This is a genomic window from Streptomyces sp. NPDC039480 (genome assembly GCF_055597165.1).
Map to the genome: position 1 here is coordinate 1,051,343 of NZ_JBVITX010000001.1, position 26,182 is coordinate 1,077,524.

A 26,182-nucleotide genomic window follows, 5' to 3' on the forward strand; every position below is an offset into this window, starting at 1 on the left:
CGTCAGTCCTATATTCATACAAACAATTCACGCGCGGCCCTGCTGCGATGAACACGGGGTAGGACCGCAGTGATCGAATCCGACGGCACTGAACCCGCCCGGGCGGCCGAGTCCCGCGCTGCCCGCAAGGCGCGCGAGAAGGCCCGTAAGCGCAAGCGCATGACCCTGGTCGCCGCGGCCGCGCTGGGCCTCGGCGGGGTGGCCACCACGGCCGTGCTCGCCCTCGCGGACTCCTCCGGGGGCCGCAGCGACGCCGCCGGGGACACCGCCTCCACCTCGTCGGACAGCGCGGCCGAGAAGGCGCATGGGGCGAAGCGCGGGAAGAAGGCCGAGGAGAAGTGGGACGGCAAGGTCCGGGTGCTGGGCGACGGCTCCACCTCGTACACCGGCCCGCAGCGCGGACAGCTCAAGCCCAAGAAGCTGAAGCCCGGTGAGAAGCCGCCGCAGTTCGTGGTCTTCTCCTGGGACGGCGCGCTGGAGGGCGACGACCGCCGCTTCTCCCACTTCCGCCAGGCGGCGCGGGAGAGCAACGCCCACATGACCTTCTTCCTCACCGGCATCTACCTCCTGCCGGAGAGCAAGAAGACGCTCTACCGCCCGCCGCAGCACAACCCGGGGTCGGCCGCCATCTCGTACCCGACCGTCCCGCACATACAGACCACGCTGGAGCAGCTGCGCGGTGCCTGGAAGGACGGCAACGAGATCGGTTCGCACTTCAACGGGCACTTCTGCGGTCCCAAGGGCGGCGGGGACTGGAGCCCGGCGGAGTGGAAGAGCGAGATAGAGCAGACGTACTCGTTCATGAAGAAGTGGAAGACCAACACCGGTTTCACCCAGGAGCCGCCCCTGCCCTTCGACCCGGACCGGGAAGTGGTCGGTGGCCGCGCACCCTGCCTGGAGGGGCAGAAGAACCTCCTGTCCGCGATCAAGCCCTTCGGCTGGCGCTACGACGCGAGTTCCTCGGGGGACTTCCAGATATGGCCGTCCAAGGTCGACGGCATATGGAACTTTCCCCTGCAACTACTGCCCATGGAGGGCAAAGAGGTGCAAGTCCTCTCCATGGACTTCAACTTCCTCTACCACCAGTCCGGCGACGCCACCCAGGGCGACCCGGCGAAGTTCCCGGAGTGGGAGGCGCAGGTCCGGAAGTCGTACATGAACGGCTTCAACCGCGTCTACAACGGCAGCCGGGCGCCGATGTTCATCGGCAACCACTTCGAGGACTGGAACGGCGGCATCTACATGAACGCCGTCGAGGACGTGATGCGGGACGTGTGCCCGCGCAAGGGCGTCCGCTGCGTGTCCTTCAGGGAGCTGGCGGACTGGCTCGACGTCCAGGACCCCAAGGTGCTGGCCCGGATGCGGCTGCTCGACCCCGCCCAGGCGCCGGACTGGAAGTCGCTCGTCAAGTAGCGCGGCGCAGGCGGGGGCCGCCCCACCGCCTACTCGACCCCCTTGACGTAGTCGGCCCACAAGCCCACCGCCCGCTCGCTGCCGAGCGTTCCGGGCGCGTCCCCGCCAAGACCCTTCAACGGCAGCGGCACCAGATCCTTCAGCGACATGCGGTAGACGACCACGGCCGTGGTCTCGTCCTGCGTGCCGCCCACGAACCAGCCCGCCGTGTTCGCCGTCGTCGTCCCGGTCTTGCCCACGGCACCGGCGTGCGCCCCGCCCGCCGCCTTCGCCGACCCGTCGGTCATGGTGGCCCGCAGGGCGTCCGTGACCGCCTCGGCGGTCTTCTGCGACACCGCCCGGGAGGGCTTCGGCTTGACGATCGGCACCGCGTCCCCGGCCCGGGTGATCGAGCGCACCGAGTAGGGCTCGGTGTGCATGCCGGCGGCGGCGAAGGTCTGGTACGCCCCGGCCATCCGGATGGCGCTGGGCGTCGAGTTCTCCCCGAGCGCGAACGTGGGAATCCGCTCCCCGAGGCTCGATTCGAGCAGCCCCGCTCGCAGGGCGTACTTCTCCACCCGCTCGAGGCCCACGTCCATGCCGAGTTGGAGCATGGGCGTGTTGACGGAGTCGGCGACGGCCCGCCGCAGGGTCACCTCGCCCCAGTCCCGGCCGCCTTCGTTGCGCCCCTTCACCACCTTGCCGCTGCGGTCCCAGTACGGCCCCTCCGGCGTCCGCACGGCGATCCGGTCGTCGCCGTCGTAGACGCTGGCAGGGGACACGGGGGTGCGGCCCTCCTCCCGGGTGCGCTGCACGCCGTCCTCCAGGGCGGCGGCGTAGACGAAGGGGGTGAACGTCGAACCCGCCGGGATGGTCGTCGCGTTCGACTGGTTGAAGCCCTGCTTCAGGAAGTCGTGGCCGCCGTACACGGCGAGCAGCCGGCCGTCCCTGCCCACACTCGCCGCGCCGATCTTGGCGTACTTGTCGGTGTCGGGCCGCCGCTTGGCGTCGAAGCCCTCCTCGGCCTTGCGGACGGCGGCGGTCAGGGCCTTCGTGCGCTTGCGGTCGAAGGTCGTGCGGATCTGGTAGCCGCCGAGGTCGTAGTCGGCGGTCCTGATGTGCCCGGCCTTCATCGCGTGCCGCTTGGCCAGCTCCACCAGATAGCCGGTCTGCGCACCGGGAATGGTGCCGCCGGACCCCGGCTTCGTCGGCTCCGGGAACTTCTTGTACGTGGCGCGCTCGGCCTGCGAGAGATGGCCGGTCTTGACCATCCGGTCCAGGATCCAGTTCCACCGTTCGACGGCCCGCTCGCGGTTCTCCTTGCCGAGCGCCGGGTCGTACAGCCCGGCGCCCTTGAGGAGAGAGGCCAGGAAGGCGCCTTCGCTGGCGTTGAGCCGCGACACGTCCTTGCCGTAGTACGCGTGCGACGCGCGCTGGATGCCGTACGTGCCGCGCCCGAACCAGCTGGTGTTCAGGTAGTCCTGGAAGATCTTGTCCTTGCTCGTCCGGTTGTCCAGCTTCACGGCGAGCAGGGCTTCGGTGAACTTCCGGGACAGGGTGCGGTCCTGGCTGAGGTAGACGTTCTTCACGTACTGCTGGGTGATGGTCGACCCGCCCTGCGTCTCCCCGCCGGTGACCGCGGCGGTCGCGGCACGCAGGACGCCGCTCGGCGAGACCCCGGAATCCGAGTAGAAGCTCGCGTTCTCGGCCGCCAGGACGGCCCCCCGGACCTTCGACGGCACCTTGTCCAGCGGGATCTCCTGCCGGATGACCCAGCCGGTGCGGGCCATGACCGTACCGTCGGACCAGTAGTACACATTGTCCTGCTGCGTGGCGAACGAGTTGAGGTCGTCCGGTATGTCCGTGGCGGCGTACGCGATCGCGACGAAACCGGTCAAGCCGACGAACATGTACAAGACGGCGCCCAGCCACTGACGCCACGAAGGCATCCAGCGCCGCCAACCGCTGCGCCCCGGCCGGGGATACGCGGGACGCAGCCGCCGCAGTTGTCTGCGCGCCCAGACGAGCGCGCCGGGTATGCCGCCCTCCGACCCCCTGCTCCGCTCCCCGGGCTTCCTGCGCCGGCCGGTCGCCGCACGACGGCCCCCCGGCGCCGCGCGCCGCCCCCCGGATCCCTGACCTGCGGCCATCCTGCGCCCACCCACCCCGTATGCCTCCTCTGCTGCGCTTGCCGCACACCTTAGAGGTATCCGGGGCGCGAGCCGCTGGGACCCTGGCGGCCCGCCCGGAGGGCCTCGGGGGCGAGCGGGGGGCAACGGCACAGCAAGGGCACGCAGTTGTGCGAAGATTCCGTGCCCCAGTCGGGGTGATCAGGCGAAAAGAGGAAACACAGTGATATCCAAGAGATACAGATACGCCGCTGTGGCAGGTGTGACCGCGGCCGTGGCGTCCGGCTCCCTGCTCACGGCCCCCGCGCACGCGGACGCCGTCGACAGCAAGCCCCGCAAGGCCGATCGCGAGACGGTCGCCGTCTTCGCCCGCATCGCCGACGACGTCCTCTCCCGGCGCACCGAGGCACTGGTGGAGAAGCGCACGGCACGCGGCGGCTCCGACGCCAAAGCGTCCACGGCGCGCATGACCGGCCGGCTGAAGAAGGACGAGGACGCGGCGCTGCGGGACCTTCGCACCCGCAAGTCCCGCCTGGCGAAGCTCGGCGAGGCCTACACGAAGGCGGACACCCGCGTCGCCGTGGAGCGCGCCACGATCACCGGCCGCACGGCGACCGTCGAGGTCACCTCGTCGTCGACGCTCACCTACAAGAAGGTGCGCGGGGACGAGCCGGCCACCACCGCGTTCTCCACGCGGCAGGAGCTGAAGCTCGCCGGCACGAAGGACGGCGGCTGGAAGCTGACCGCGATCACCTCGCGGGACAACGGCCCCGTCGCGGTCAACGAGCCGTCGGTGGCCCGCGTGAACACCGTCGACGACGACGGCAACCAGTACCCGGACGGCACGCCGGCCTCCACCAGGCGCCCCTCCACTCCGATGCCCTCCGGCAAGACCGCCGGCAGCTACGACTACGCGGCCATGGCGCGGTACGCGGAGAAGTACTGGTCCAACTACAACCCGGCGTACCGGAAGTTCAACGGTGCGGGCGGCGACTGCACCAACTTCGTCAGTCAGGCGCTGTTCGCGGGCGGCTGGAAGGCCGTTCCCGGCTCCGCCTACGACTACCGGAACTGGTGGTACGACGCCACGAAGCAGAGCACCTCCTGGGTGGGCGTGAACGAATTGGCGTGGTTCACGCTGTCCAACCGGCGGGCCCCCAACCTCGCGAACGTCTACCAGATGGACGTCGGTGACGTCCTCCAGGTGGACTTCGACAAGAATGGGTCCAAGGACCACACCATGATGGTGACGTACCGCAACGGGCGGGGCATGCCGTACCTGACGTACCACACGGCGGACACGTACCGCAGGTCGCTCGCGAGCGTCATCGCGTCCTACCCCGACGCGCGTTACTTCGCGTACCGCACCTGACGGAACCAGTAGCCCCCACCGGGCCGGCACGCACGGCACCGGTGGGGGCCACCACGAGGAGTGCCCGGCGCCCCAGGAGGCGCCGGGACGTTTCTGCGGTACTACTGTTCCCTCCTGACGGGTGAGACGAGGCTGGAGCAGCCGCCGGGCGGCGGCCGGGCCCGGTATCACTGCCTCCGTGATGAACATGCCCGCGCGCGCCCTCGCGGCCGCCGTCTTCGCGCTGCTGCCCATGACAGCCACCACCGCCCACGCCGCACCGGCCCTCCCGCAGCCCCGCCCCTTGAGCCTGGCCGACGCGATCGGCCGGCTGCCGGTGGCCGCGGAGTCCCGGGAGGGATACGTGCGCGGCGCGTTCAAGCGCTGGGTGGACGACGACCACGACCACTGCACCACCCGGGCGGAGGTCCTCATCGCGGAGTCGCGCACCAGAGCGGTGATCGAAGGCGACTGCCGGGTCACCGCGGGCACCTGGTACTCGTACTACGACGGGAAGACGGCCACCGAGCCGCGCGCCCTGGACATCGATCACACGGTGCCGGTGGCCGAGGCCTGGGACTCGGGCGCCTCCCAGTGGAGTGCCGAACGGCGTGAGGACTACGCCAACGACCTCGACGCCGAGCGTTCCCTGGTGGCGGTCACGGCGACGAGCCACCGCGCCAAGGCCGACCGGGACCCGGCCGAGTGGCTGCCGCCGCTCGCGGACACCTACTGCACCTACGCGGCCGACTGGACGGCGACGAAGCTGCGCTGGTCGCTGAGCGTCGACCGGGCCGAGGCCGCCGCACTCCGTGAACTCGCGGAGGGCTGCGGACGGCAGCAGGTCGAGTACACATCCGCTCCGCACGACACCGGCGTGGCGTGACGAGCCGTGCCGACGGGCCCCTCATGGGCCGACCCGGTCCGTCTGCGGGCGGTTGTGGAGGACGCGGCCGGGCGTGAGCCGGCGGCGGACGAGTGCGATCAGGGAAGGTCCTCCGCGGAAGCACCACAGGGCGATGACCGGATCGCAGATGGCACATGCCAGGGATGCGTCGTGGTAGGAGGGCAGGATCGGATTGCCCTTGAGGTGGTGGGCGATGTCCCAGGCCGTGTGGAGCAGCCAGCCGACGCCGATGAAGGCCCAGGAGTCCAGGCCGCGGTAGGCGACGTAGGCCGTGAGCGCGACGAAGGGCAGCTCCCACAGGCCGAATCCGCCCCCGCTCAGATAGGCGGCGCCGGCTCCGCCCACCATGATCGCGTTGAAGCGGCGTCGGTGCGGTTCTTCGATCAGGGACATCAGCAGGCAGTAGACGATGCCGACGATCACCGGTGACACAAGGTTCATGAGTTCCTTCGGCGTCGATTTCCATCGGGGTGCTCCGAAGTCAACCGGCTTCCCGGGTGCTCGCCCAGTGGCACTAGTGACAGGTGTCGACGGGAAAATGCCAACGCCTTCTCGAAGGGCGTTGAGGGCGGGATAGGTTCTGGCCATGCATACGGTCGCCGTTCTCGCGTTGGATCAGGTGATCCCGTTCGACCTGTCCACCCCGATCGAGGTCTTCTCCCGGACCCGCCTGCCCGACGGGCGGCCCGGCTACCGGGTCCGGGTGTGCGCCGAACGCGACGAGGTCGACGCCGGAGCCTTCGTCCTGCGTGCCCCCTGGGGTCTGGAGGGTCTTCGGGGCGCGGACACGATCATCGTGCCGGGCGTCACCGATCTCGCCGCCTCGCTCCCTCCCGCCGTGCACGACGCGCTGCGGTCGGCCGCTGCCGTCGGCACCCGGATCGCCTCCATCTGCGTGGGCACCTTCCCCTTGGCCGCCACCGGGCTCCTCGACGGGCTGCGCGCCACGACCCATTGGCGCGCGGCCGGTCTGCTGGCCGCCACTCACCCGGACATCGACGTCGACCCGGACGTCCTGTACGTCGACAACGGCCAGTTGCTCACCTCCGCCGGTGCCGCGGCGGGTATGGACCTGTGCCTGCACATGATCCGCCGCGACTACGGCTCGGCCGTCGCCGCCGACGCCGCACGCCTGTCGGTGATGCCTCTCGAACGGGAGGGCGGGCAGGCGCAGTTCATCGTCCACGATCACGTACCCACACCGCAGGGCTCCGAACTCGAGGTGGTGCTCACCTGGCTGCAGGAGAACCTGGCCCGCGACCTCACCCTCGCCGACATCGCCGCGCGGGCCGGAACCAGCACCCGAACCCTGATCCGGCGCTTCCGCGACCACACCGGCACCACCCCGCTCCAATGGCTCCACCGAGCCCGCGTCCGCCAGGCACAGCACCTGCTGGAAACCACGGAGCACACCGTGGAGCGCATCGGCTGCCAGGTCGGCTTCGGCTCACCCACCACCTTCCGCGACCGCTTCAAACGCACCACCGGCGTCAGCCCCCAGACCTACCGGCGCACGTTCAGCTGAACGGCTGCCCCGACCGGCGCCCTACTGTCCGAGCGCGAGCCGGATGCCGAACGCGGCGATGACCGTGCCGGTGATGCGGTCGAGGAGGCGGCGGGCCGAGGGGCGTCGCAGGCGGTCCCGGAGCACGTTCGCGAAGGCGATCAGCGCACATGACCAGATGACGGCAAGGAAAATGTGCACACCGGCCAGCAGCACCCCTGGAGCAAGGTGCGAGGCACCGGAGGGGATGAACTGCGGGAGCACCGCAACGTAGAAGGCGCCCATCTTCGGGTTGAGGAGATTGGTCCCGAGCCCTTGTCGCCAGCCACCGAGCAGGGTGTCCTCGGCGCCCGTCCTCGTTCTGGTCTCGCTCCCGGTCTCCTCTGTCTGCGCGTTCCCGCTCGATGGGTGGCGCCAGGTGGCCCACAGCATCCTGCCGCCCATCCACACCAGGTACGCGGCCCCGGCCCAGCGAAGAGTCTCGTACGCGAGGTGGGACGCGGTCAGCAGTGTGGTCACGCCGAGCGAGGTGAGCACGCCCCAGACCAGTGTGCCGCTCTGGATGCCGAGGACCACGCCCCACGTGCGACGGCGGTGTCCGAGCGCCGCGGTGCGCAGGACGAGTGCGGAATCCAGTCCGGGAGTGAGCGTGAGGAGTCCCACTATGAGGGCAAAAGCCCCTATTGCGTCTAGGGTGATCATGAGTGATCACCCTAGGTCGGTGACCGTGGAACTTCCACATTTCTGCCCGATATCGGGCAGGGTTGAGCTGTTCGGCTCTGGCATGGGGCCTTCGTGGTGCGGTCCGCCCGGAAATCCGGCCACAGCCCCGGCCTCGGGCGCCGGCCCTAGCCCCGGCCCTCCGCCGCCACCGCCTTGGCCCAGCGGTAGTCCGCCTTGCCGCTGGGGGAGCGCTGGATGTGGTCCGTGAAGACCACGGAGCGTGGGATCTTGTAGCCGGCGAGCAGGGTGCGGCAGTGGGTCTGCACCGCCTCCAGTTCCAAGGGGGCCGAGTCGGGGCGGAGTTGGACGACCGCGGCCACCCGGTTGCCCCACCGCTCGTCGGGGACCCCGGCGACCAGCGCGTCGTACACGTCCGGGTGTGACTTGAGGGCCTGCTCGACCTCCTCCGGGTACACCTTCTCGCCGCCCGTGTTGATGCACTGCGAGCCGCGGCCGAGCACGGTGACGATGCCGTCCTCGTCGACCGTCGCCATGTCGCCGAGCAGCACCCAGCGCTCGTCGTCCTTCTGGAAGAACGTCTCGGCGGTCTTCCGGGGGTCGTTGTAGTAGCCGAGCGGCACGTGTCCGCGCTGCGCGAGCCGGCCGGGTTCGCCCACCGGGACCGGTTCGTGCGTCGCCGGGTCCACCACCCGCGTACGGTCGTTGACCTCCAGGCGGAAGCCCTTCTCCGGGCCCGAGTCGTCCGTCGCCTTGCCGTTGGAGCCGGATTCGGACGAACCGAAGTTGTTGAGGAGCAGGACGTTCGGCACGAGCTCCTGGAACTGGGCGCGCACCGTCTCCGACATGATCGCGCCGGACGAGGAGACGCTGAACAGCGACGAGAGGTCGACGCCCTGGAGCGGGCCGTGCAGTGCGTCGATGAGCGGCCTGAGCATCGCGTCACCGACCAGCGACACGCTGGACACCTTCTCCTTCTCGATGGTGCGCAGCACCTCTTCGGGCACGTACTTGCGGTGCAGGGCCACCCGCTGCCCGTAGTTGAAGGCGATGAACGAGGTCAGCGTCGACGTGCCGTGCATCAGCGGGGGAGTGGGGAAGAACGTGATGCCGGGGCCGCCCGCCGCGACACGCTCGGCCAGCTCCTCGGGCCGCTTCACCGGCTCACCCGCTGGGTCGCCCCCGAAAAGGCCCGCGAAGAACAGGTCCTCCTGGCGCCACATGACGCCCTTGGGCATGCCGGTCGTGCCGCCGGTGTAGATGATGAACAGGTCGTCGGCCGAGCGGGGCCCGAACCCGCGCTTCGGTGAGCCCGCCGCCTCCGCGTCGGCGAAGGCCACCACGTCGAGCGGGGGAGCGTCCGCGGGCGGCGCCCCCACCCGTATCAGATGCCGCAGCTTCTCCGTGCGGGGCAGCGCCGCCGCGACGCGGTCCGTGAACTCCGCGTCGAAGACGAGCGCCGCGAGGTCCGCGTCGCGGTAGAGGTAGACCAACTCCTCCTCGACATAACGGTAGTTGACGTTCACGGGCACGAGTCGCGCCTTGAGGCAGGCGAGGACGGTCTGCAGATACTCGACGCCGTTGTACAGGTGCAGGCCCAGGTGCTCGCCGGGTCCGAGGCCGCTGTCGACGAGGTGGTGGGCGATGCGATTGGCGGCCGCGTCGAGCGCGGCATAGGTGAGGCGGCGCTCCGCGCCCGTACCGGGGTGGTCGATGTAGACAAGAGCCTCGCGGTCGGGGACCACGTCGACGACCGACTCGAACAGGTCGGCAAGGTTGTACTCCACCGCACTCCTCCTGACCCCGGCGTCCTCACTGACGTCCCGCTTGGCGGTCATCAGAGCAGAGGCACCCACAACTGGGAAGGGCCCCCGCGCAAAGAAACTGACTGGGTGTCAGAAAACTATTGAACTGGCTCCCCGGCTACTGCAACCTGTTCCAGGTCCGGAGGCGACAGGCCGGCCGCTCGGTGGCCGTCGATGGAGGGAGCACGGCAATGGGTGGGACGGAACACCTCTCCGTGCGGCGCGAAGGCGCCACACTGATACTCACGCTGAACAGGCCCGAAGCGAAGAACGCGCTCTCGCTCGCGATGCTCGTGGGCCTGTACGACGGGTGGGTCGAGGCCGACGAGGACGACGAGGTCCGCTCCATCGTGCTCACCGGCGCGGGCGGCTCGTTCTGCGCGGGCATGGACCTCAAGGCCCTCGCGGGCAAGGGCATGGAGGGCGAGCAGTACCGGGACCGGCTCAAGGACGACCCCGATCTGCACTGGAAGGCGATGCTGCGCCACCACCGCCCCCGCAAGCCCGTGATCGCCGCGGTGGAGGGCTACTGCGTGGCGGGCGGCACGGAGATCCTCCAGGGCACGGACATCCGCGTGGCGGGCGAGTCGGCGACCTTCGGACTCTTCGAGGTCCGGCGGGGGCTTTTCCCCATCGGCGGCTCGACCGTGCGGCTGCCGCGCCAGATCCCTCGTACGCACGCCCTGGAGATGCTGCTCACCGGGCGGCCCTACTCGGCGGCCGAGGCCGCCGCGATCGGCCTCGTCGGCCATGTGGTCCCGGACGGCGCCGCTCTGGACAAGGCGCTGGTCATCGCCGAGCAGATCAACGCGTGCGGGCCGCTCGCCGTCGAGGCGGTCAAGGCGTCCGTGTACGAGGCCGCCGAGATGTCCGAGGCGGACGGCCTGGCGGCGGAGTTGAAGCGGGGATGGCCCATCTTCGACACCGCCGATGCGAAGGAGGGCTCCAGAGCCTTCGCGGAGAAGCGGCCTCCGGAGTTCCGGCGAGCCTAGGCCGACCACCTGCGGGCCGGTGGGGGCCGGTCGCGCAGTTCCCCGCGCCCCTTCGGGGCGCCCCTGCAAGGGGCGGCCCTCCGCCCCCATCGTCGAGAATCGGAGTTGGTCATGACATCCGCCCCCGTGCCCGAAGTGCTGCGTGCGCCTCTCGTCGTCGAGTTTCCCTTCACCCGGTCCCTCGGGCCCGTGCAGAGCGCCTTCCTCACCGGGCTGCGCGAGCGCACCGTGCTCGGCGTGCGGACCACCGACGGGCGCACGCTCGTCCCGCCCGTCGAGTACGACCCCGTGACCGCCGACGAGATACGCGACCTGGTCGAGGTCGCCGCCACCGGCATCGTCACCACCTGGGCCTGGAACCATGAACCCCGCAGGGGACAGCCTCTGGACCGGCCCTTCGCCTGGGTCCTGGTGCGGCTCGACGGCGCCGACACCGCCCTGCTGCACGCCCTCGACGCCCCCGGCCCGGACGCCGTCCGCACCGGCATGCGCGTCCGGATCCGCTGGGCCGCCGAGCGCGTCGGCGCCATCACCGACATCGCCTGCTTCGAGGCCGACGAAGGTCCGGTAGGCGGTGAAGTCACGCCGCACACCGGGGAGTTCAGTGACCCCGTCACCGGCATCGTCGCCGCCGCACGCCTCGACTACACCTACGCGCCCGGTCGCGCCCAGACCGCCTACATCAAGGCGCTGTCCGAGCAGAAGACCGTCGGCGAGCGCTGCCCGTCCTGCCGCAAGGTGTACGTCCCGCCCCGCGGCGCCTGCCCCACCTGCGGCGTCGCCACGGCAGAACGGGTGGAGGTCGGACCGCGCGGCACCGTCACCACGTACTGCATCGTCAACATCAAGGCGAAGAACCTCGACATCGACGTCCCGTACGTCTACGCGCACATCGCCCTGGACGGCGCCGACCTCGCCCTGCACGCACGCATCGCGGGCATCCCCTACGACCAGGTCCGCATGGGGCTGCGCGTCGAACCGGTGTGGACCGAGGGCGGCCGCTTCCCCGACCACTACCGGCCCACCGGCGAGCCCGACGCCGACTACGACACGTACAAGGAGCTGGTGTAGATGGCGCCCCGCAAGCCGACCCCGATGCGGCCCGCCCGCGACGTCGCCGTCGTCGCGTTCGGGCAGAGCGACCACCTGCGCACCACCGACGAGCTCTCCGAGGTCGAGATGCTCATGCCGGTGCTGCACGAGGTCCTCGCCGCCACCGGCATGAAGACGAGCGACATCGGGTTCACCTGTTCCGGCTCGTCGGACTACCTCGCGGGCCGCGCCTTCTCCTTCACGATGGCGCTCGACGGGGTGGGCGCCTGGCCGCCCATCCCCGAGTCGCACGTCGAGATGGACGGGGCCTGGGCCCTGTACGAGGCGTGGGTGAAGCTGCAGACCGGCGAGGCCGACACCGCGCTCGTCTACTCCTACGGCAAGTCGTCGCCCGGCTCCGTGCGCGACGTGCTGACCCGGCAGCTCGACCCGTACTACGTCGCCCCGCTCTGGCCCGACTCCGTGGCGCTCGCCGCGCTCCAGGCGCAGGCACTCATCGACGCGGGGGAGACCGACGAACCCGCCCTCGCCGGAATCGCACACCGCAGCCGCACGGACGCCACCGCCAACTCCCATGCCCAGCTGACGGGTTCGGTGGCGCAGGGTGAGTACGCCGTACGTCCCCTGCGTACCGGGGACTGCCCGCCGATCGGCGACGGGGCGGCCGCCGTGATCCTCGCCGCGGGAGAGCGTGCCCGGGAGCTGTGCGGGCGGCCCGCGTGGATCCGCGGCATCGACCACCGCATCGAGGCGCACGGACTGGGCGTGCGCGACCTCACCGACTCACCGTCGACCCGCCTGGCCGCCGAGCGCGCCGGGGTCTTCGAACGCCCCGTCGACACGGCCGAGCTGCATGCCCCCTTCACCTCGCAGGAGGTCGTCCTGCGCAAGGCCCTGAAGCTGGCGGACGACGTCGCCGTCAATCCCTCCGGCGGCGCCCTCGCCGCCAATCCCATGATGGCCGCCGGACTCATCCGGCTCGGCGAGGCCGCCGCCCGCATCCACCGCGGCGCCTCGGACCGGGCCGTCGCCCACGCCACGTCCGGGCCCTGCCTGCAGCAGAACCTGGTCGCCGTCCTGGAAGGAGAGCCCCGTGTCCAAGGAGCCCGTGTCTGAGGAAGCCGTGTCCAAGGAACCCGTGGCGGTCGTCGGAATCGGCCAGACCAAGCACGTGGCGGCGCGGCGTGACGTGTCGATCGCGGGCCTGGTCCGCGAGGCCGCCCAAGAGGCTCTCACCGACGCCGAGTTGACGTGGGCCGACATCGACGCCGTCGTCATCGGCAAGGCGCCCGACTTCTTCGAGGGCGTGATGATGCCGGAGCTGTACCTGGCCGACGCGCTCGGCGCCGTCGGCAAACCCATGCTCCGCGTCCACACCGCGGGCTCCGTCGGCGGCTCCACGGCACTCGTCGCCGCGAACCTCGTCGCGGGCCGCGTCCACGGCACGGTCCTCACCCTTGCCTTCGAAAAACAGTCGGAATCCAACGCGATGTGGGGTCTGTCGCTGCCCATTCCGTTCCAGCAGCCGCTGCTCGCCGGCGCGGGAGGATTCTTCGCGCCGCACGTGCGCGCGTACATGCGGCGCACCGGCGCCCCCGACACGGTCGGCTCCCTCGTCGCGTACAAGGACCGGCGCAACGCCCTGAAGAACCCCTACGCGCACCTCCACGAGCACGACATCACGCTGGAGAAGGTGCAGGCGTCGCCGATGCTCTGGGATCCGATCCGCTACTCGGAGACCTGCCCGTCCTCCGACGGCGCCTGCGCGATGGTCCTCACCGACCGTGCGGGCGCGGCCCGTTCGCCCCGGCCGCCCGCCTGGCTGCACGGCGGGGCCATGCGCAGCGAGCCGACCCTCTTCGCGGGCAAGGACTTCGTCTCCCCGCAGGCCGGCAAGGACTGCGCCGCCGACGTCTACCGGCAGGCCGGCATCGCGGAGCCGCGCCGGGAGATCGACGCCGTCGAGATGTACGTGCCGTTCTCCTGGTACGAGCCGATGTGGCTGGAGAACCTCGGTTTCGCGGCGGAGGGGGAGGGCTGGAAGCTCACCGAGTCCGGCGTCACGGAACTGGACGGCGACCTCCCGGTGAACATGTCCGGCGGTGTCCTGTCGACCAACCCCATCGGCGCCTCCGGCATGATCCGCTTCGCCGAGGCGGCACTTCAGGTGCGCGGCCAGGCGGGGGAGCACCAAGTCGACGGCGCGCGCAAGGCACTTGGCCATGCCTACGGCGGCGGCTCGCAGTTCTTCGCCATGTGGCTCGTCGGCGCCGAACCGCCCACCACCTGACGGAGACCGGCGACGCCGGACGGATCGAGGTCCTGCCCCCGCGGCCTGTCCGGCGCCCGGGGCGAAAGCTAGGCTGGCGCCCGACCGACGCATTCGGGAGGAGCACGGACGTGGCCGACAGCACCACTCAGCAGCATCCGCTCGCGGGCTGGGACAAGCCGGAGCTCGACCTCAGCACGGCGGACTGGCGATCGAGCAGCGAGGGGCGCGGGGACGTGGAGATCGCCTTCGTCGAGGGCTTCGTCGCCATGCGCAACAGCGGCCGCCCGGAAAGCCCTTCCCTGATCTTCACCCCTGCGGAGTGGGGAGCTTTCGTCCACGGCGCCCGGGCGGGCGAGTTCGACCTGACGTAGCGGGTCGCCCGGGGCTCAGCGCAGCACCACGCAGCCCCGGGCGTCCAAAGCGTCCAGGAGGCGGTCGCCGACGCGTACGTCGTTCCAGCGCAGGTCCAGCTTCTCCAGAGCGGGCAACTCGGCGACCCAGCCGGGAAGCTCCGTGAGCCGGTTGGCGCGCAGGTCGACGCGGCGCAGCAGGGGCAGGCCGCGGAGGGCGTCCGGCACCTCCGTGAAGGCGTTCTCGCGCAGTTCCAGTTCGCGCAGCTCGGAGAGGTGCCCGACGCCCGTCGGCAGCCGGGTCAGGCGGTTGCCGCGGAGCCAGAGCTCCCGTAGCGCGCCGAGTGAGCCGATCGACTCGGGCAGACAGGTCAACTCGTTGTGCTGAGCGCGCAGTTCCACGAGCCCGGCCAGGCCGCCGAGCGTGTCGGGGAGTGTGGTCAGGCGGTTCTCGCCGACGTTCAGATAGGCGAGCCGGGTGAGGCGGCCGAGGGACGCGGGCAGTTCGGTGAGCGCGTTGTCGTGGAGGTAGAGGAAGCGGCTGAGGGCCGTGAGGTCGCCGAGCTCGTCGGGAACCGCGCGCAGCTTGTTGTGGCCGAGGTCGAGGGTGTGCAGGGAGGTGAGCGTGCCGATGCGGGCGGGCAGGCTCGTCAGCGCGTTGTCGGGCAGGAGCAGGATCTCCAGGCCGGGGTGGCGCCACACCTCGTCCGGTACGGCGTCGAGGCCGTCGCGCCAGTAGTTCAGTACGGATTTGTTGGGCACAGGGACTCCGCCGTCGATGGTGGCGTCATTGTGCCCGAGGGTGGGGCTGAGGTTGCCCCTGGGGTGCGGGTCGGGGGCAGGGGCGTCGGGTGCGGGGTGCGTCGGGTCCGGGACGGCTCCGGGCTCGCCCGGGAAAGCTCCGTGGCTGGTCGCGCCGTCGTCCGCCCCCGTGACGGCGCGCCCGCCCCCGCGCCGGAACGCCCCGCAGGCCACGTACCATAGGCGCATGTCCTTCCTCCGCCGCCGCAGCTCCGCCACCCCCGCGGGCCCGGACTTCGATGTCCTGGCCATGGACCCCGGTGACTGGCCCGGCAATCTCGGCGCGGGCCTGCTGCCCGCCCCCGACGGCAGCTGCCAGGGCGTCTTCCTGCGCTACGACCTGTTCGGCGGCCGCGGCCCCGCGATGATCATCGGCAACCTCCCCGAGGGCTCGCCGGCGCGCGACACCGCCCAGGGCGAGGTCCCCTTCGAGGTGGCCCAGCTGCTCCTGGCGCTGGAGAACGACGAGGACATCACGGTCGTCTCCGCCGAGGACGTGCCGGTGATGCAGGGCGACAACCTCCTCATCGTGCGCCGTCTCAAGCTCTCCGAGAGCCGGATCTCCTGCGTGCAGTTCGACCGCAGTGACAACGTCCTGGTGACCATCGCCGCCTGGGACCGGCCGATCACCGACGACCTGTACGCGCTCCTGAAGCCGCTGCCCGCGGAGCTCTTCCAGCAGGGCTGACGGCCCGCACCGAACCACCCACGCCGAACCGCTCGCGCTTACTTCCGTCCAAGTGCTGCCCCGTTCCGTCCAAGGAACGGGGCAGTTTTGCGTCGCGCCCGTGCCGACCTCTTGCCAGCCCAGTCATCGGACTTTTAACGTGACCGGTCATGACTCAGGGGATCACGCGAAGGACGACCATGCGGTCCGTGCTCGGTGGTGCGGCCGCAGCAGCCGCTGTCGGCACGGGTGGCGGCGGTCTCACCGATACCCGGTCGACCTCCGCCGCTACCGGCACATCGGATCACGACACCTCCGATGAATTGCGCTCTGGTACGACGTTCCCGCCACCGACTGGGAGCGCGAGGCCCTGCCCGTCGGCAACGGCGCCCTGGGTGCGATGATCTTCGGCACTCTCACCTCCGAACGGCTCCAGTTCAACGAGAAGACGCTGTGGACCGGCGGCCCCGGCTCCCGGGAAGGCTACGACTTCGGCAACTGGCGCACGCCCCGGCCCGGCACCCTCGACGCCGTGCGCGACGAGCTCGTCGTGAAGGGACGACTCGCCCCGGACGCAGTCGCCGCGGAGCTAGGCCAGGCCCGGCGCGGCTACGGCGCCCACCAGACCTTCGGCGACCTGCACATCGACGTGCCGAACGCGCCCGCAGCCCCCGACGTCACATACCGCCGCGCCCTCGACCTCGGACAGGGCCTCGCGTCCGTCACATACACCCACGAACAGGTGCGCCACCACCGGGAGTTCTTCGCCTCGTACCCCGACAGGGTGATCGTCGGACGGCTCTCCGCCGACCGTGCCGCGCAGGTCACCTGCACCCTTCGCCACACCTCACCCCGTACCGACTTCACCGCGACTGCGGACGAGGGCCGCATCACCGTCCGGGGACAACTCGCCGACAACGACTTGGTGTTCGAGGCCCAGCTGCGCATCAGGCACCGGGGCGGGACGCTCGTCGCGAACGACGACGGCAGCGTCACGGTGACCGGCGCCGACCACGTCTGGTTCGTCCTCGCCGCCGGCACGGACTACGCAGACACCTACCCCGACTACCGGGGCGACGACCCGCACACCACCGTGGCCCGCACGGTCGACCGAGCCGTCTCGACGGGCCACCGCGCGCTGCGCACGCGCCACCTGCGCGACCACCGCGCCCTCTTCGACCGCGTCACCCTCGACATCGGCCAGGCGCTCCCCGCCGCCGTGCCCACGGACCGGCTGCTCAAGCAGTACGGGACCGGGGTGAACGCCACCGCCGACCGGGCGCTGGAGGCGCTCTTCTTCCAGTACGGCCGCTACCTCCTCATCGCCTCGTCGCGCGCGGGTTCGCTGCCCGCCAACCTCCAGGGCGTCTGGAACAACAGCACCACCCCGCCCTGGTCGGCCGACTACCACACCAACATCAACCTCCAGATGAACTACTGGCTCGCCGAGGCCGCGAACCTCCCCGAGACGACCGCCCCGTACGACCGCTTCGTCGAGGCCCTGCGCGCGCCCGGACGGCGCACCGCCAAGGAGATGTTCGGCAGCCGCGGCTGGGTGGTGCACAACGAGACCAACCCCTACGGCTTCACCGGCGTCCACGACTGGTCGACCGCGTTCTGGTTCCCGGAGGCCGCCGCGTGGCTCACCGCGCAGCTGTACGAGCACTACCGCTTCGGCGGCTCGACGGAGTACCTGCGCACCACCGCGTACCCGGCGATGAAGGAGGCCACCGAGTTCTGGCTCGACAATCTGCGCACCGACCCGCGCGACGGCTCGCTCATCGTCACGCCCAGCTACTCGCCCGAGCACGGCGACTTCACCGCGGGCGGCGCGATGGCCCAGCAGATCGTCCACGATCTGCTCACCAGCACGCTGGAAGCCGCCCGCGTGCTCGGCGACTCGCCGTCCTTCCGCGCCGAGCTGAAGAAGACCTTGGACGCCCTCGATCCGGGGCTGCGCATCGGTTCCTGGGGCCAACTCCAGGAGTGGAAGGAGGACTTGGACGACCGCACGGAAGGCCACCGGCACGTCTCGCACCTGTACGCCCTTCACCCCGGACGGCAGATCGAGCCGGGCAGCGAGTGGGCCGAGGCGGCGAAAGTCTCCCTCACGGCCCGCGGCGACGGCGGCACCGGCTGGTCCAAGGCCTGGAAAATCAACTTCTGGGCGCGCCTGCGCGACGGCGACCACGCGCTCAAGATGCTCGGCGAACAGCTGAAGTCCTCGACGCTGCCCAACCTCTGGGACACCCATCCGCCGTTCCAGATCGACGGCAACTTCGGCGCTACGTCGGGCATCGTCGAAATGCTCCTGCAGAGCCAGCACGACGCCATCGAGATCCTGCCCGCGCTGCCCGCGACCTGGCCCGAAGGATCCGTACGCGGCCTGCGGGCCCGCGGCGGCGCGACCGTCGACATCGACTGGGCGTCGGGCCGTGCCACCCGCATCGCCCTGCAAGCGGCGCGCACCCGCGAACTCACCCTGCGCAGCGACCTGTTCGGCGGCGGCACGAAGACCGTGAAGGTGCGCGCGGGGCAGCGTTACGTCTTCGACTGAGCCCCGGCGCGCGTCGTGCCCCTGTGCGGAGTCGACCTGTCAGGCCCGGGCGCCGATCATCCCGAGACCGTCGAGCGCGGCCGGGGACAGCGTCGCCTCGTCCAGGCCGGACAGGGGTTTCCACGCCACGGCCGACGTGGAGCCGTCCGCCTCGACGACTCTCGTGGGCCCCGGCGCCAGCTCGACGACGTAGAAGAGCCCCACCAGATGCCAGCTCACCCCGAGCCGACGGGCCGAGTACGTGCGTGCGTCGACGAGACGCGCGCCGACGACTTCGAGACCGGTCTCCTCGCGCACCTCACGAGCGAGCGTCTCCTCGGGCTGCTCACCCGGATCGATCCCACCGCCCGGCAGATGCCACAGCCCGGGTTCGAACACCGGTGAGGCGTCGGAGAGCCGCGTCAGGAGCAGTTCGTCCCGCTCGGCGGCGACGGCGTACGCCGAGACGCGTGAACGCACCTGACTCCCCACTGGGCACCTCCGGAGTTCCCCACCGCGGTTCGAGATCGCTCCAGATCGTACGTCGGGTCCGGACCCGCCTCCGCGCGGGCCCGGACCCCACCGCCGCTACCGGGTCATGAGCCGGACCGTTCCACCTGCACGTCCGCCGCGCGCACATAGCCGATGCGGTGCCCGTACTGGATCACGTAGTACATGTCCTTGCCGCGCACCACCGTGTGCCGCGAGGTGTCGAACGTCGGGGCGTAGAAGTACTCGCCCGGCACCTTGTCGCCGACCACGTACTTCTGGCCCGCGAGGATCTTGTACGGCAGCGGGGAGACGGCCTGCACCGGAACGCCCGCCGGGTACGCCTCCTTCTCCGGGTACGCGCGCCCGTACACCGGGACCTCGGTCGCGCCGGCCTTCGGCGTCACCACGAGGCCCTTGGCGTGGACCGCGGTGGGCTGCTTCGGCGGGTTCTTGAACCAGGCCTTCTGGCCGAGGTACCAGACGGCCGTCCAGTCGCCCTTGCGCTCGGCGACCGCGTACTGCTGGCCGGTGGAGAGCCGTGCGCCGATGTCGGTCACGTCGATCGTGGAGTCCTGGCCGCCGGGGCGCTTGCCGATGTCCTTGATCAGCGGCGCGTCGTCACGGGGCTCGGTGTGCACCCGCACGGCCGCCGAACCGTGCGGCACGCACTTCTCGCCGGGCTTGACGCAGCCCGTGTACTCGGGCCGGTTCTTCGAGTACTCGGGCGCCACCGTCACCACTCCGCCGCCAGGGCCCGCGGTGGGCCGGAACGGCTTGCCGAGCAGCGTGAAGTAGTGCTGCCAGTCCCAGTACGGCCCCGGGTCCGTGTGCATGCCGGGGATGGTGGAGGCCACGGTGCCCTGGACGTTGTCGTGGCCGAGGATGTGCTGGCGGTCCAGCGGGATGTCGTACTTCTTGGCGAGGTACTTCACCAGGCGGGCCGACGTGCGGTACATGGCCTCCGTGTACCAGGTGTCGGGCGCGGTGAGGAAGCCCTCGTGCTCCAGGCCGATCGACTTGGCGTTCACGTACCAGTTGCCCGCGTGCCAGGCGACGTCCTTCGCCTTCACGTGCTGGGCGATGTGGCCGTCGGTGGAGCGCAGGGTGTACTGCCACGACACGTAGGTCGGGTCCTGCACCATGTTCAGGACGCCCTCCCACCTGCCTTCGGTGTCGTGGACGATGATCGAGTCGATGCTCTGGCTCTTCGGCCGGTCCGACTTGTCGTGGTTGCCGTAGTCCGGGTTGCCGTTGGGATCCTTGAACTCCTCGTACGGCGCGGGAATCCACTCGCACGACACCGTCCTCGGGCACTCCGTCTGCCCTGCCGGCGCCTTGCGCAGGCCCATGCGCTTCAGCTGTGCGGAGTCGGGTTTCAGACCCGGCTCGGGCGCCAGCGCGACGCGCTGGCCCGCGTCGGTGGTGCGCCGCTCGCCGTCCCGGATCACGGCGAACACGTCGTTGGCGTACGTGGCGGCGGTGGCCTCGTCGTCCGCGCCGGAGAAGCGGGCGACGGCGCCGTACCAGTCGGCGGGGTCGTCGCTCAGCGGCTTGCCGAGCTTGCGCTGGGCCGCCGCGAGCAGGGCCGCGCCGCCCTCCACGTTCGCCGCGGGGTCGGTGCGCAGCTCGTCGGCCGACCGGCCGGACAACTCGGCCGCGCGGGGCAACGTCCTGAGCCGCGCGGGGAGTTCGGTCTCCTCGGGCAGTTCGGCCCTCGGCGGCGGGGCGGGGCGTGAGGTGTCACCGCGCGGGTCCTCGTCGCCCTCGCTGTGGTGCGGGGCCGAGGCCAGGGCGGTGCGCGCGTCGGTGAGGTGCATGGGGCCGTAGCCCCCGGTGACGCTGGCCGCGCCGCCGTGCGCGTCCCAGCGCGACTGCAGGTACGAGACGCCGAGCAGCACGCTCTGGGGCACGCGGTACTCGGCGGCGGCGGACGCGAAGGCTCCCTGCAGTCGCTCCGAGGGGGCCTGCTGGGGAGCGCCGGACGACGGGGCCGCGCCGAGCAGCGGCACCAGCAGGCCGGCCGACGCGAGGGCGCCCGCCGTTCTGACGGCACGTCTGCGGGCGGACGAGGTGGGGGCGGTGTCGGATCCTCGCAATGCAGCCTCCTGGGCCGATGAAGCGTGACGGGGCGTGCGGGGCCGGGCGTGCGTCAGTGGTACCGGCTCTCCGACGATCCGTCAATCATCCCCAGGAGACGGGATTTCGCATGTCAGCGCCGGTTCCGGCGGGTCGGTGGCGGGTTTTCGCCAGGGGTGGCCCCACCGCCTGCGGCGCGTCAGTGGCATGGACCAATGAGAGTGGGCCCGTCGGCGTGGACCGGGCTCAGTCGAGGACCGCGGTGGCCTCGACCTCGACGAGATGAGCGGGTACGTCCAGTGCCGCGACGCCCAGCAAGGTGCTCGGCGGCACCGGGGTGACGCCCAGCTTCGCGGCGGCCCGCGCGATCCCTTCCAGGAGCAGCGGCATCTTGTCGGGGGTCCAGTCGACGACGTGGACGGTCAGCTTCGCCACGTCGGCGAAGGAGCCGCCCACTGCGGCCAGGGCGGTGCCGACGTTGAGGTAGCACTGTTCGACCTGAGCGGCGAGGTCACCCTCGCCGACCGTGGCCCCCGCCGCGTCCCAGGAAACCTGCCCCGCGACGAAAACCAGCCTCGACCCCGAAGCGATCGACACCTGCCGGTACACGTCGATCTCCGGCAGGCCTTCGGGGTTCACCAATGTGATGGTCATGTGGGTGTCCGCCTCCTCGACCAAGGCGCCCTTGGTCTCTTGTGGTTACTCGGAAACCGTAGGAGAGTCAGCGCTGACGTGGAAGAACGCACTTTTCAGTGACTGGGGAACCTCATGGTGACCAAGCAGTACGACGGCTCGGCCGACGCGGCGGACCTGCGGCGCGCGGACTCGCTGGCGCGGGAGATCTTCTCGGACATCGCCAACAAGTGGGCGCTCCTGATCATCGAGGCACTGGGGGAGGGGACCCTGCGCTTCAGCGAGGTGCGGAGCCAGGTCGAGGGCATCAGCCACAAAATGCTCACGCAGAACCTGCGCATGATGGAGCGCAACGGCCTGGTCGAGCGGACCGTGCACCCCACCGTCCCGCCGAAGGTCGAGTACACCCTCACCGAGCCCGGCCGACGCCTGCGGGAGACGGTCGACGGCATGTGCGCCTGGACGCACCGGTACCTGGGCCAGATCGAGACCTCGCGCCAGCGCTTCGACAGCTGACACCGCCACCAGGACGGGCTGCTGCCGCCCGTCCTGGTCCACCGCACGGAACTAACGATCCCCCTCCTTCTCGGCGCCGCCCGGAACACCGGGGCGCGCCCTGATCTCCAGGCGCGGCCAGTTCGCCAGGTCCCGCAGCAGCTGCCGGTCGTGCGTCGCGACGACCACCGCGGCGCTCGTGGCGCGGATCGCGTCGGTCAACTCGTCGACCAGCGCGGACGACAGATGGTTGGTCGGCTCGTCGAGCAGGATCAGGCCGGGCCGCCCGGCCAGCGCCAACGCCAGGTCCAGACGCCGCCGCTGCCCCTCCGACATCCGTCCGACCGGCGTGCGCAGCGCGTCGCGGTCCAGCAGCCCGACCGAACCGAGCGGGACAGCATCGGCGTCGCGCAGCACTCCGCGGGCCACCAACTGCCCCACATGGCGGGCATGCACCTCGCGGGCGGTGAGCTCGGGCTGCTGCCCCGCGGTCTCCTGGCCGACCCGGACGACCCGCGCCCCCGCCGCCGTACGAACGCATCCGTCCGTGGGCGCGAGCGCACCGGCGAGCACCGCGAGCAGCGTGGACTTCCCGGCGCCGTTCGGCCCGGTGACCAGCAGCCGGTCGCCGCCGTCGAGGGCGAGGTCGACAGGACCGGCGAGCCGGCCGTCGACCGCGACGCCGTGCGCCCGCACCTGCGGCGCACCGGGCCGGACACCCAGGTCGGGCCACCGCAGGACCGGCGGCGGCTCCGGCACGTCGATCCGATGCGCCTCCAGGGCGTCCTGCTGCCGCTTCAGCGCTTGTACGACACCGGGCGCGCGGGACTGGCGCTGGTGCTTGCCGGTCCCCTTGTCCGGCCGCCAGCCGGTGGAGAGCCGGTCGCGGGCCTTCGACGCCGCGTCCCGCAGCCGCCGGTGCTCTTCCTGCTGCTCCTCGTGGTCCTGCTCCCAGCGCGCACGCTCGCGACACCGCGCGTCCTGCCACGCGTCGTACCCGCCCGCGTACAGACGCGTCCTGCCGTCGCGGGTGGGATCGAGGTCGAGGAACCGGTCCGCGACGTCGCGGAGCAGCGCGCGGTCGTGGCTGACGAGGGCGAGGCCGCCGTCGTGCTCGCGCAGCCTGCGGGTCAGGAAGTCGAGACCGTCGGCGTCGAGGTGGTTGGTCGGCTCGTCGAGCAGCAGGACGTCGTGCCGCGCGCCGAGCAGACACGCAAGCCGGACCCGGTAGCGCTGCCCGACCGACAGCGTGGCCAGCGGGCGTCGACGGTCCGTGCAGGCGCCGAGGGCTTCGAGGGCGACGTCGACGCGGCGTTCGGCGTCCCACGCGTCGAGTCGGGTGGCGGCGTCGAGCGCGGTTGTGTAGCGGTCGTCGGCGGTGGGGTCGCCCTCGGACATGGCGAGGGTCGCCTCGTCCAGCGCGGCGAGGGCCGCGAGCGAGGCGGCCAGGGCCTCGGAGGTGAGGGTGCCCACTGTCTCGCCGTCCCGCGCGGACAGCTCCTGGCGGGCCAGGCCGATCGTGCCGGCCCGGTGGACGGTGCCCTCGTCGGGGACGACGAGCCCGGCGAGGACGTGCAGCAGTGTCGTCTTGCCCCGGCCGTTCTCGCCGACCACGGCGATCCGCGACCGGGCGGAGACGGTGACCGACACGTCGTTCAGGACATGCCGGGAGCCAAGGGTGACGCTGACGCCTTCCGCGCGTACGTGGGCGCTGTCGCCCGCCTCGACGGGCAGGCCGCCGTGCGGTCCGCCGACAGGGCCGGCTGTCGTCAGGGATCGGGCTTCGGGGGAGGTGGAGAGGTTCACGGGTGCTCCGCAGCTCGCAGTGGGAGCCGGGCAGCGAAAAGCGGCCGCCCGGCGGGAAGCGGACGGCGAGCGCTCGTTCAGTGGGAGAAGGCGCCGCCGTCAGCGGGCGGAGCGGACCTTCTGCGACCAGATACCTCGTGCCATGACCTCAGGCTAACAGCGCGGCGCTTTGATCTCCTGTGCATTTTCGGGGGGTCGAGAGCGCTGGGTCTCCGGTTCCAGTGCCTGCAACGGGCCCCCTCGTCGAATATGTGCAGCATGGACCTGACTGGCATCGCAGCGCTCTGCGCCCTCGCAGGCATACCTGTCACCTTGGTAGTCGCCCGTTGGCAGAAGCGGAGCGCGTTGGAACAGGCGGAGGCGAGCCACCGCGCGGCTCTGGAGATGGCGGCGGCGAACCACCGCAGTGCGCTGGAGCTGGCAGAGGCTGCCCACCTCCACGCTGCGGAACTGGCACGCCGCCAAGCGGAGCACGAATGGGCTGTCCTGAAATGGAACGCGCGGAAGACCGTGTATGAGCAGTACCAGGCGGCACTGGACCACCTTCGGCGCCTCGTTCTGTCGGAAACGTCGGACCGGCCGGAGCGGGTGGAAGCGGGTGACGTGATCCACGAATATCACCACGTGATGCGCATGGTGGCGTCGGACGAAGTGCATGGCGCGGCGACTCGCGTGCGCGTAAAGGCCGTGCCGCTGGCGTTGAGCAGTACGCGGACCCCCCAACAACGCGCTGCACTGTGGGAGGAACACGTGGCACCTCGTCGTGCGGAGCTCGACGACGCGATCAAGCGCGATCTCGCGGAACAGCCTTACCCCGAGCCTGTCTCCCGGGAGAACTAGCCGGCTCGGGTGAAGCTCCCTGCTGATCGCGGACCACCGCCAACCCGCCGACCCGGGTCGTGATGCCCGTCGGGCCGCGTCGGGCGGAAGCGAGGACGCTGGCCGGTCGGCCGAGGGTGTCGCCCTGCTCCACCTCGATCGCGAGCGTCCGCACCCCTGTCATGTCGAGCAGGTGGGCGGCCAGGCAGCCGGTGCTGTTGGCGTTGGCGACGTCCTCGGCGACACCGATCGCCGGCGCGAACATCCGCGCCGCACCCGGTCGTTCGCCCACTGGCGGTACGTACACGAAACAGCCGAGGAGCCCGTACCGCAGGCACACATCCGCCAGCCTGCCGAGGTGCGGGCGGACCCGGAGCAGTGCCGACCGGTCGCGGACGGGTACCAGCATGCGTGGTGCGCCGGGCGCGGCGATCCGTGGCGCGTCGGTCGGATGCGGGTCGTCCGCGGTGAGCCCGAGCGCGGCGGCGATCGCGGTGTGCTCGTCCGGTGCCGGGTGACGCAGCGCGACGAGGCCTTGTTCGAACCACACCTCGATGCCGGCGGGGCGGCGGATCGCGACGGTGTCGAACGTGCGCCCGCCGGTGTGTTGGCGGTCGTGCAACTCGCCCAGCGCGGTGCGGGTCAGCCGGACGGCCTGCGCGGCAACGGTGCCGTGGCCGCAGCCGGACAGTTCGGCGGTGGCGGTGAAGAACCGGACCGGCCGGCCACCGTCCGGCGTCCGTCCCGGGTGGAGGAACGCCGCGTGCGAGGTGCCGGCCGCGGCAGCGACCGCACGCCGGTCGGCGTCCGTCGCTGCCGGGTCGTCGTCGGCGACGGCCGTGGGGCTGCCGCCCCGGCCGTCGCGCCGCACGCACGCATCAACCACCGTCACATGCGGCCACCACGGCATGGGCCCACCTTCAACACTCACGAACGGGCAATTGGCTATCTGCTATCTGCTATCTGCTGTCGGCGTCCCGGAGTGAATCGGCCTGCCTCAGCCGGTGCCGTCCTGCACCGGATAGTGGATGACGACCAAACCGCCGGTGGCGTAGTTGACGACATCGGCGGCCACCCGCTGGCCGTGCGCCGATGCCCGCGCCGCGTGCATGGCGGCGGCGTCGGCGAAGTCGGCTTCGAAGACCGCGAAATACGGCGCTTCTCCCTCGGGCGCCGCCACGTCGAAGCTGTAGCGCCACGCGAGTGGGCCGTGCCAATCCTTGACCAGCGGAAGGTGGTGGTTCACGTAGTAGTCGCGGAAGTGGTCGGGGTCGGTGGGCTCGGAGTACAGGACCAACGTCCTATGCATGACGACCTCCTGCGTCCAGAGGCGTCAGCTGGCTGCCCGACTCATAGCGACCCTGATCGGTGAACGGTGGGTCCAGCACGGCTATGCGCGACATCTGCTCTCCCGTCGAGTT

General features: G+C 70.9%; 24 protein-coding genes. 13 read left to right on the forward strand and 11 right to left on the reverse strand.

Going from position 1 to position 26,182, the window contains the following annotated elements; translation table 11 throughout:
* The first annotated feature begins 69 nt into the window (after window positions 1–69).
* Window positions 70–1,413 (forward strand): polysaccharide deacetylase family protein, encoded by a 1,344-nt coding sequence (locus tag ACZ56E_RS03965; RefSeq protein ID WP_471210724.1) that lies wholly within the window; start codon window positions 70–72, stop codon window positions 1,411–1,413.
* 29 nt (window positions 1,414–1,442) lie between these two features.
* Here the strand turns inward: ACZ56E_RS03965 and ACZ56E_RS03970 are convergent, their stop codons facing one another.
* Entirely contained in the window at window positions 1,443–3,341 is a 1,899-nt protein-coding gene (locus ACZ56E_RS03970; RefSeq protein WP_471210725.1) for a transglycosylase domain-containing protein, read from the reverse strand.
* A gap of 433 nt (window positions 3,342–3,774) precedes the next feature.
* Between ACZ56E_RS03970 and ACZ56E_RS03975 the strand changes: the two genes are divergently transcribed.
* Together ACZ56E_RS03975 and ACZ56E_RS03980 are read left to right on the forward strand one after the other, a co-directional pair.
* On the forward strand, window positions 3,775–4,893 hold the full coding sequence (locus tag ACZ56E_RS03975; protein WP_471210731.1) for an amidase domain-containing protein: 1,119 nt from the start codon (window positions 3,775–3,777) through the stop codon (window positions 4,891–4,893).
* A gap of 181 nt (window positions 4,894–5,074) precedes the next feature.
* Window positions 5,075–5,758 (forward strand): GmrSD restriction endonuclease domain-containing protein, encoded by a 684-nt coding sequence (locus ACZ56E_RS03980; protein WP_471211530.1) that lies wholly within the window; start codon window positions 5,075–5,077, stop codon window positions 5,756–5,758.
* Window positions 5,759–5,779: 21 nt separating this feature from the next.
* Here the strand turns inward: ACZ56E_RS03980 and ACZ56E_RS03985 are convergent, their stop codons facing one another.
* A complete protein-coding gene (locus tag ACZ56E_RS03985; protein WP_471210733.1) occupies window positions 5,780–6,220 on the reverse strand; it encodes a DUF6010 family protein in 441 nt (146 codons plus the stop codon).
* A 145-nt stretch (window positions 6,221–6,365) separates the two neighbouring features.
* On the opposite strand from ACZ56E_RS03985, the gene ACZ56E_RS03990 reads away from it, so the two are divergent.
* Window positions 6,366–7,304 carry a GlxA family transcriptional regulator gene (locus tag ACZ56E_RS03990; RefSeq protein ID WP_471210735.1) on the forward strand — a complete coding sequence of 313 codons (939 nt, stop codon included), beginning with the start codon at window positions 6,366–6,368 and terminating at the stop codon, window positions 7,302–7,304.
* Between the two features lie 21 nt (window positions 7,305–7,325).
* Here the strand turns inward: ACZ56E_RS03990 and ACZ56E_RS03995 are convergent, their stop codons facing one another.
* Together ACZ56E_RS03995 and ACZ56E_RS04000 are read right to left on the reverse strand one after the other, a co-directional pair.
* Complete coding sequence (locus tag ACZ56E_RS03995; protein WP_471210737.1) at window positions 7,326–7,985, reverse strand: LysE family translocator; 660 nt, start codon at window positions 7,983–7,985, stop codon at window positions 7,326–7,328.
* Window positions 7,986–8,131: 146 nt separating this feature from the next.
* Window positions 8,132–9,751, reverse strand: a complete 1,620-nt coding sequence (locus tag ACZ56E_RS04000) for an acyl-CoA synthetase (RefSeq protein ID WP_471210738.1) — start codon at window positions 9,749–9,751, stop codon at window positions 8,132–8,134.
* 209 nt (window positions 9,752–9,960) lie between these two features.
* On the opposite strand from ACZ56E_RS04000, the gene ACZ56E_RS04005 reads away from it, so the two are divergent.
* The 5 genes from ACZ56E_RS04005 (at window position 9,961) to ACZ56E_RS04025 (ending at window position 14,457) form a co-directional block, all read left to right on the forward strand.
* Entirely contained in the window at window positions 9,961–10,761 is an 801-nt protein-coding gene (locus ACZ56E_RS04005) for a crotonase/enoyl-CoA hydratase family protein (RefSeq protein ID WP_471210741.1), read from the forward strand.
* Between the two features lie 126 nt (window positions 10,762–10,887).
* On the forward strand, window positions 10,888–11,832 hold the full coding sequence (locus tag ACZ56E_RS04010) for a Zn-ribbon domain-containing OB-fold protein (RefSeq protein ID WP_471211533.1): 945 nt from the start codon (window positions 10,888–10,890) through the stop codon (window positions 11,830–11,832).
* Window positions 11,833–12,930 (forward strand): thiolase domain-containing protein, encoded by a 1,098-nt coding sequence (locus ACZ56E_RS04015; protein ID WP_471210744.1) that lies wholly within the window; start codon window positions 11,833–11,835, stop codon window positions 12,928–12,930.
* Window positions 12,931–12,937: 7 nt separating this feature from the next.
* Window positions 12,938–14,104 (forward strand): thiolase domain-containing protein, encoded by a 1,167-nt coding sequence (locus ACZ56E_RS04020; protein WP_471211536.1) that lies wholly within the window; start codon window positions 12,938–12,940, stop codon window positions 14,102–14,104.
* Window positions 14,105–14,214: 110 nt separating this feature from the next.
* Window positions 14,215–14,457 carry a DUF397 domain-containing protein gene (locus ACZ56E_RS04025; protein WP_398304185.1) on the forward strand — a complete coding sequence of 81 codons (243 nt, stop codon included), beginning with the start codon at window positions 14,215–14,217 and terminating at the stop codon, window positions 14,455–14,457.
* 15 nt (window positions 14,458–14,472) lie between these two features.
* Here the strand turns inward: ACZ56E_RS04025 and ACZ56E_RS04030 are convergent, their stop codons facing one another.
* Window positions 14,473–15,426 (reverse strand): leucine-rich repeat domain-containing protein, encoded by a 954-nt coding sequence (locus tag ACZ56E_RS04030; RefSeq protein ID WP_471210745.1) that lies wholly within the window; start codon window positions 15,424–15,426, stop codon window positions 14,473–14,475.
* Between ACZ56E_RS04030 and ACZ56E_RS04035 the strand changes: the two genes are divergently transcribed.
* Window positions 15,425–15,925 (forward strand): hypothetical protein, encoded by a 501-nt coding sequence (locus tag ACZ56E_RS04035; RefSeq protein ID WP_471210747.1) that lies wholly within the window; start codon window positions 15,425–15,427, stop codon window positions 15,923–15,925. The genes ACZ56E_RS04030 and ACZ56E_RS04035 overlap by 2 nt on opposite strands.
* 301 nt (window positions 15,926–16,226) lie before the next feature.
* On the forward strand, window positions 16,227–18,461 hold the full coding sequence (locus ACZ56E_RS04040) for a glycoside hydrolase family 95 protein (protein WP_471211539.1): 2,235 nt from the start codon (window positions 16,227–16,229) through the stop codon (window positions 18,459–18,461).
* A 39-nt stretch (window positions 18,462–18,500) separates the two neighbouring features.
* Here the strand turns inward: ACZ56E_RS04040 and ACZ56E_RS04045 are convergent, their stop codons facing one another.
* The 3 genes from ACZ56E_RS04045 to ACZ56E_RS04055 form a co-directional block, all read right to left on the reverse strand.
* Entirely contained in the window at window positions 18,501–18,920 is a 420-nt protein-coding gene (locus tag ACZ56E_RS04045; protein ID WP_471210750.1) for an NUDIX hydrolase, read from the reverse strand.
* Window positions 18,921–19,036: 116 nt separating this feature from the next.
* Window positions 19,037–21,028 carry an N-acetylmuramoyl-L-alanine amidase gene (locus ACZ56E_RS04050; RefSeq protein ID WP_471210751.1) on the reverse strand — a complete coding sequence of 664 codons (1,992 nt, stop codon included), beginning with the start codon at window positions 21,026–21,028 and terminating at the stop codon, window positions 19,037–19,039.
* Between the two features lie 226 nt (window positions 21,029–21,254).
* Window positions 21,255–21,662, reverse strand: a complete 408-nt coding sequence (locus ACZ56E_RS04055; RefSeq protein ID WP_471210753.1) for a RidA family protein — start codon at window positions 21,660–21,662, stop codon at window positions 21,255–21,257.
* Window positions 21,663–21,776: 114 nt separating this feature from the next.
* On the opposite strand from ACZ56E_RS04055, the gene ACZ56E_RS04060 reads away from it, so the two are divergent.
* Window positions 21,777–22,157, forward strand: a complete 381-nt coding sequence (locus tag ACZ56E_RS04060) for a winged helix-turn-helix transcriptional regulator (protein WP_468606342.1) — start codon at window positions 21,777–21,779, stop codon at window positions 22,155–22,157.
* Between the two features lie 51 nt (window positions 22,158–22,208).
* Here ACZ56E_RS04060 and ACZ56E_RS04065 read toward each other — a convergent pair whose 3' ends face one another.
* Window positions 22,209–23,942, reverse strand: coding sequence for an ATP-binding cassette domain-containing protein (locus tag ACZ56E_RS04065; RefSeq protein ID WP_471210756.1), 1,734 nt, complete (start codon window positions 23,940–23,942; stop codon window positions 22,209–22,211).
* 258 nt (window positions 23,943–24,200) lie between these two features.
* On the opposite strand from ACZ56E_RS04065, the gene ACZ56E_RS04070 reads away from it, so the two are divergent.
* Window positions 24,201–24,782: a hypothetical protein gene (locus ACZ56E_RS04070; RefSeq protein ID WP_471210758.1), complete on the forward strand. Its 582-nt coding sequence runs from the start codon at window positions 24,201–24,203 to the stop codon at window positions 24,780–24,782.
* Here ACZ56E_RS04070 and ACZ56E_RS04075 read toward each other — a convergent pair.
* Both ACZ56E_RS04075 and ACZ56E_RS04080 read right to left on the reverse strand, forming a co-directional pair.
* Window positions 24,727–25,671 carry a PhzF family phenazine biosynthesis protein gene (locus ACZ56E_RS04075; protein ID WP_471210761.1) on the reverse strand — a complete coding sequence of 315 codons (945 nt, stop codon included), beginning with the start codon at window positions 25,669–25,671 and terminating at the stop codon, window positions 24,727–24,729. The two genes, ACZ56E_RS04070 and ACZ56E_RS04075, sit on opposite strands and share 56 nt — an antisense overlap.
* A gap of 87 nt (window positions 25,672–25,758) precedes the next feature.
* Window positions 25,759–26,070: an EthD family reductase gene (locus ACZ56E_RS04080; RefSeq protein ID WP_471210763.1), complete on the reverse strand. Its 312-nt coding sequence runs from the start codon at window positions 26,068–26,070 to the stop codon at window positions 25,759–25,761.
* Between the last annotated feature and the right edge of the window lie 112 nt (window positions 26,071–26,182).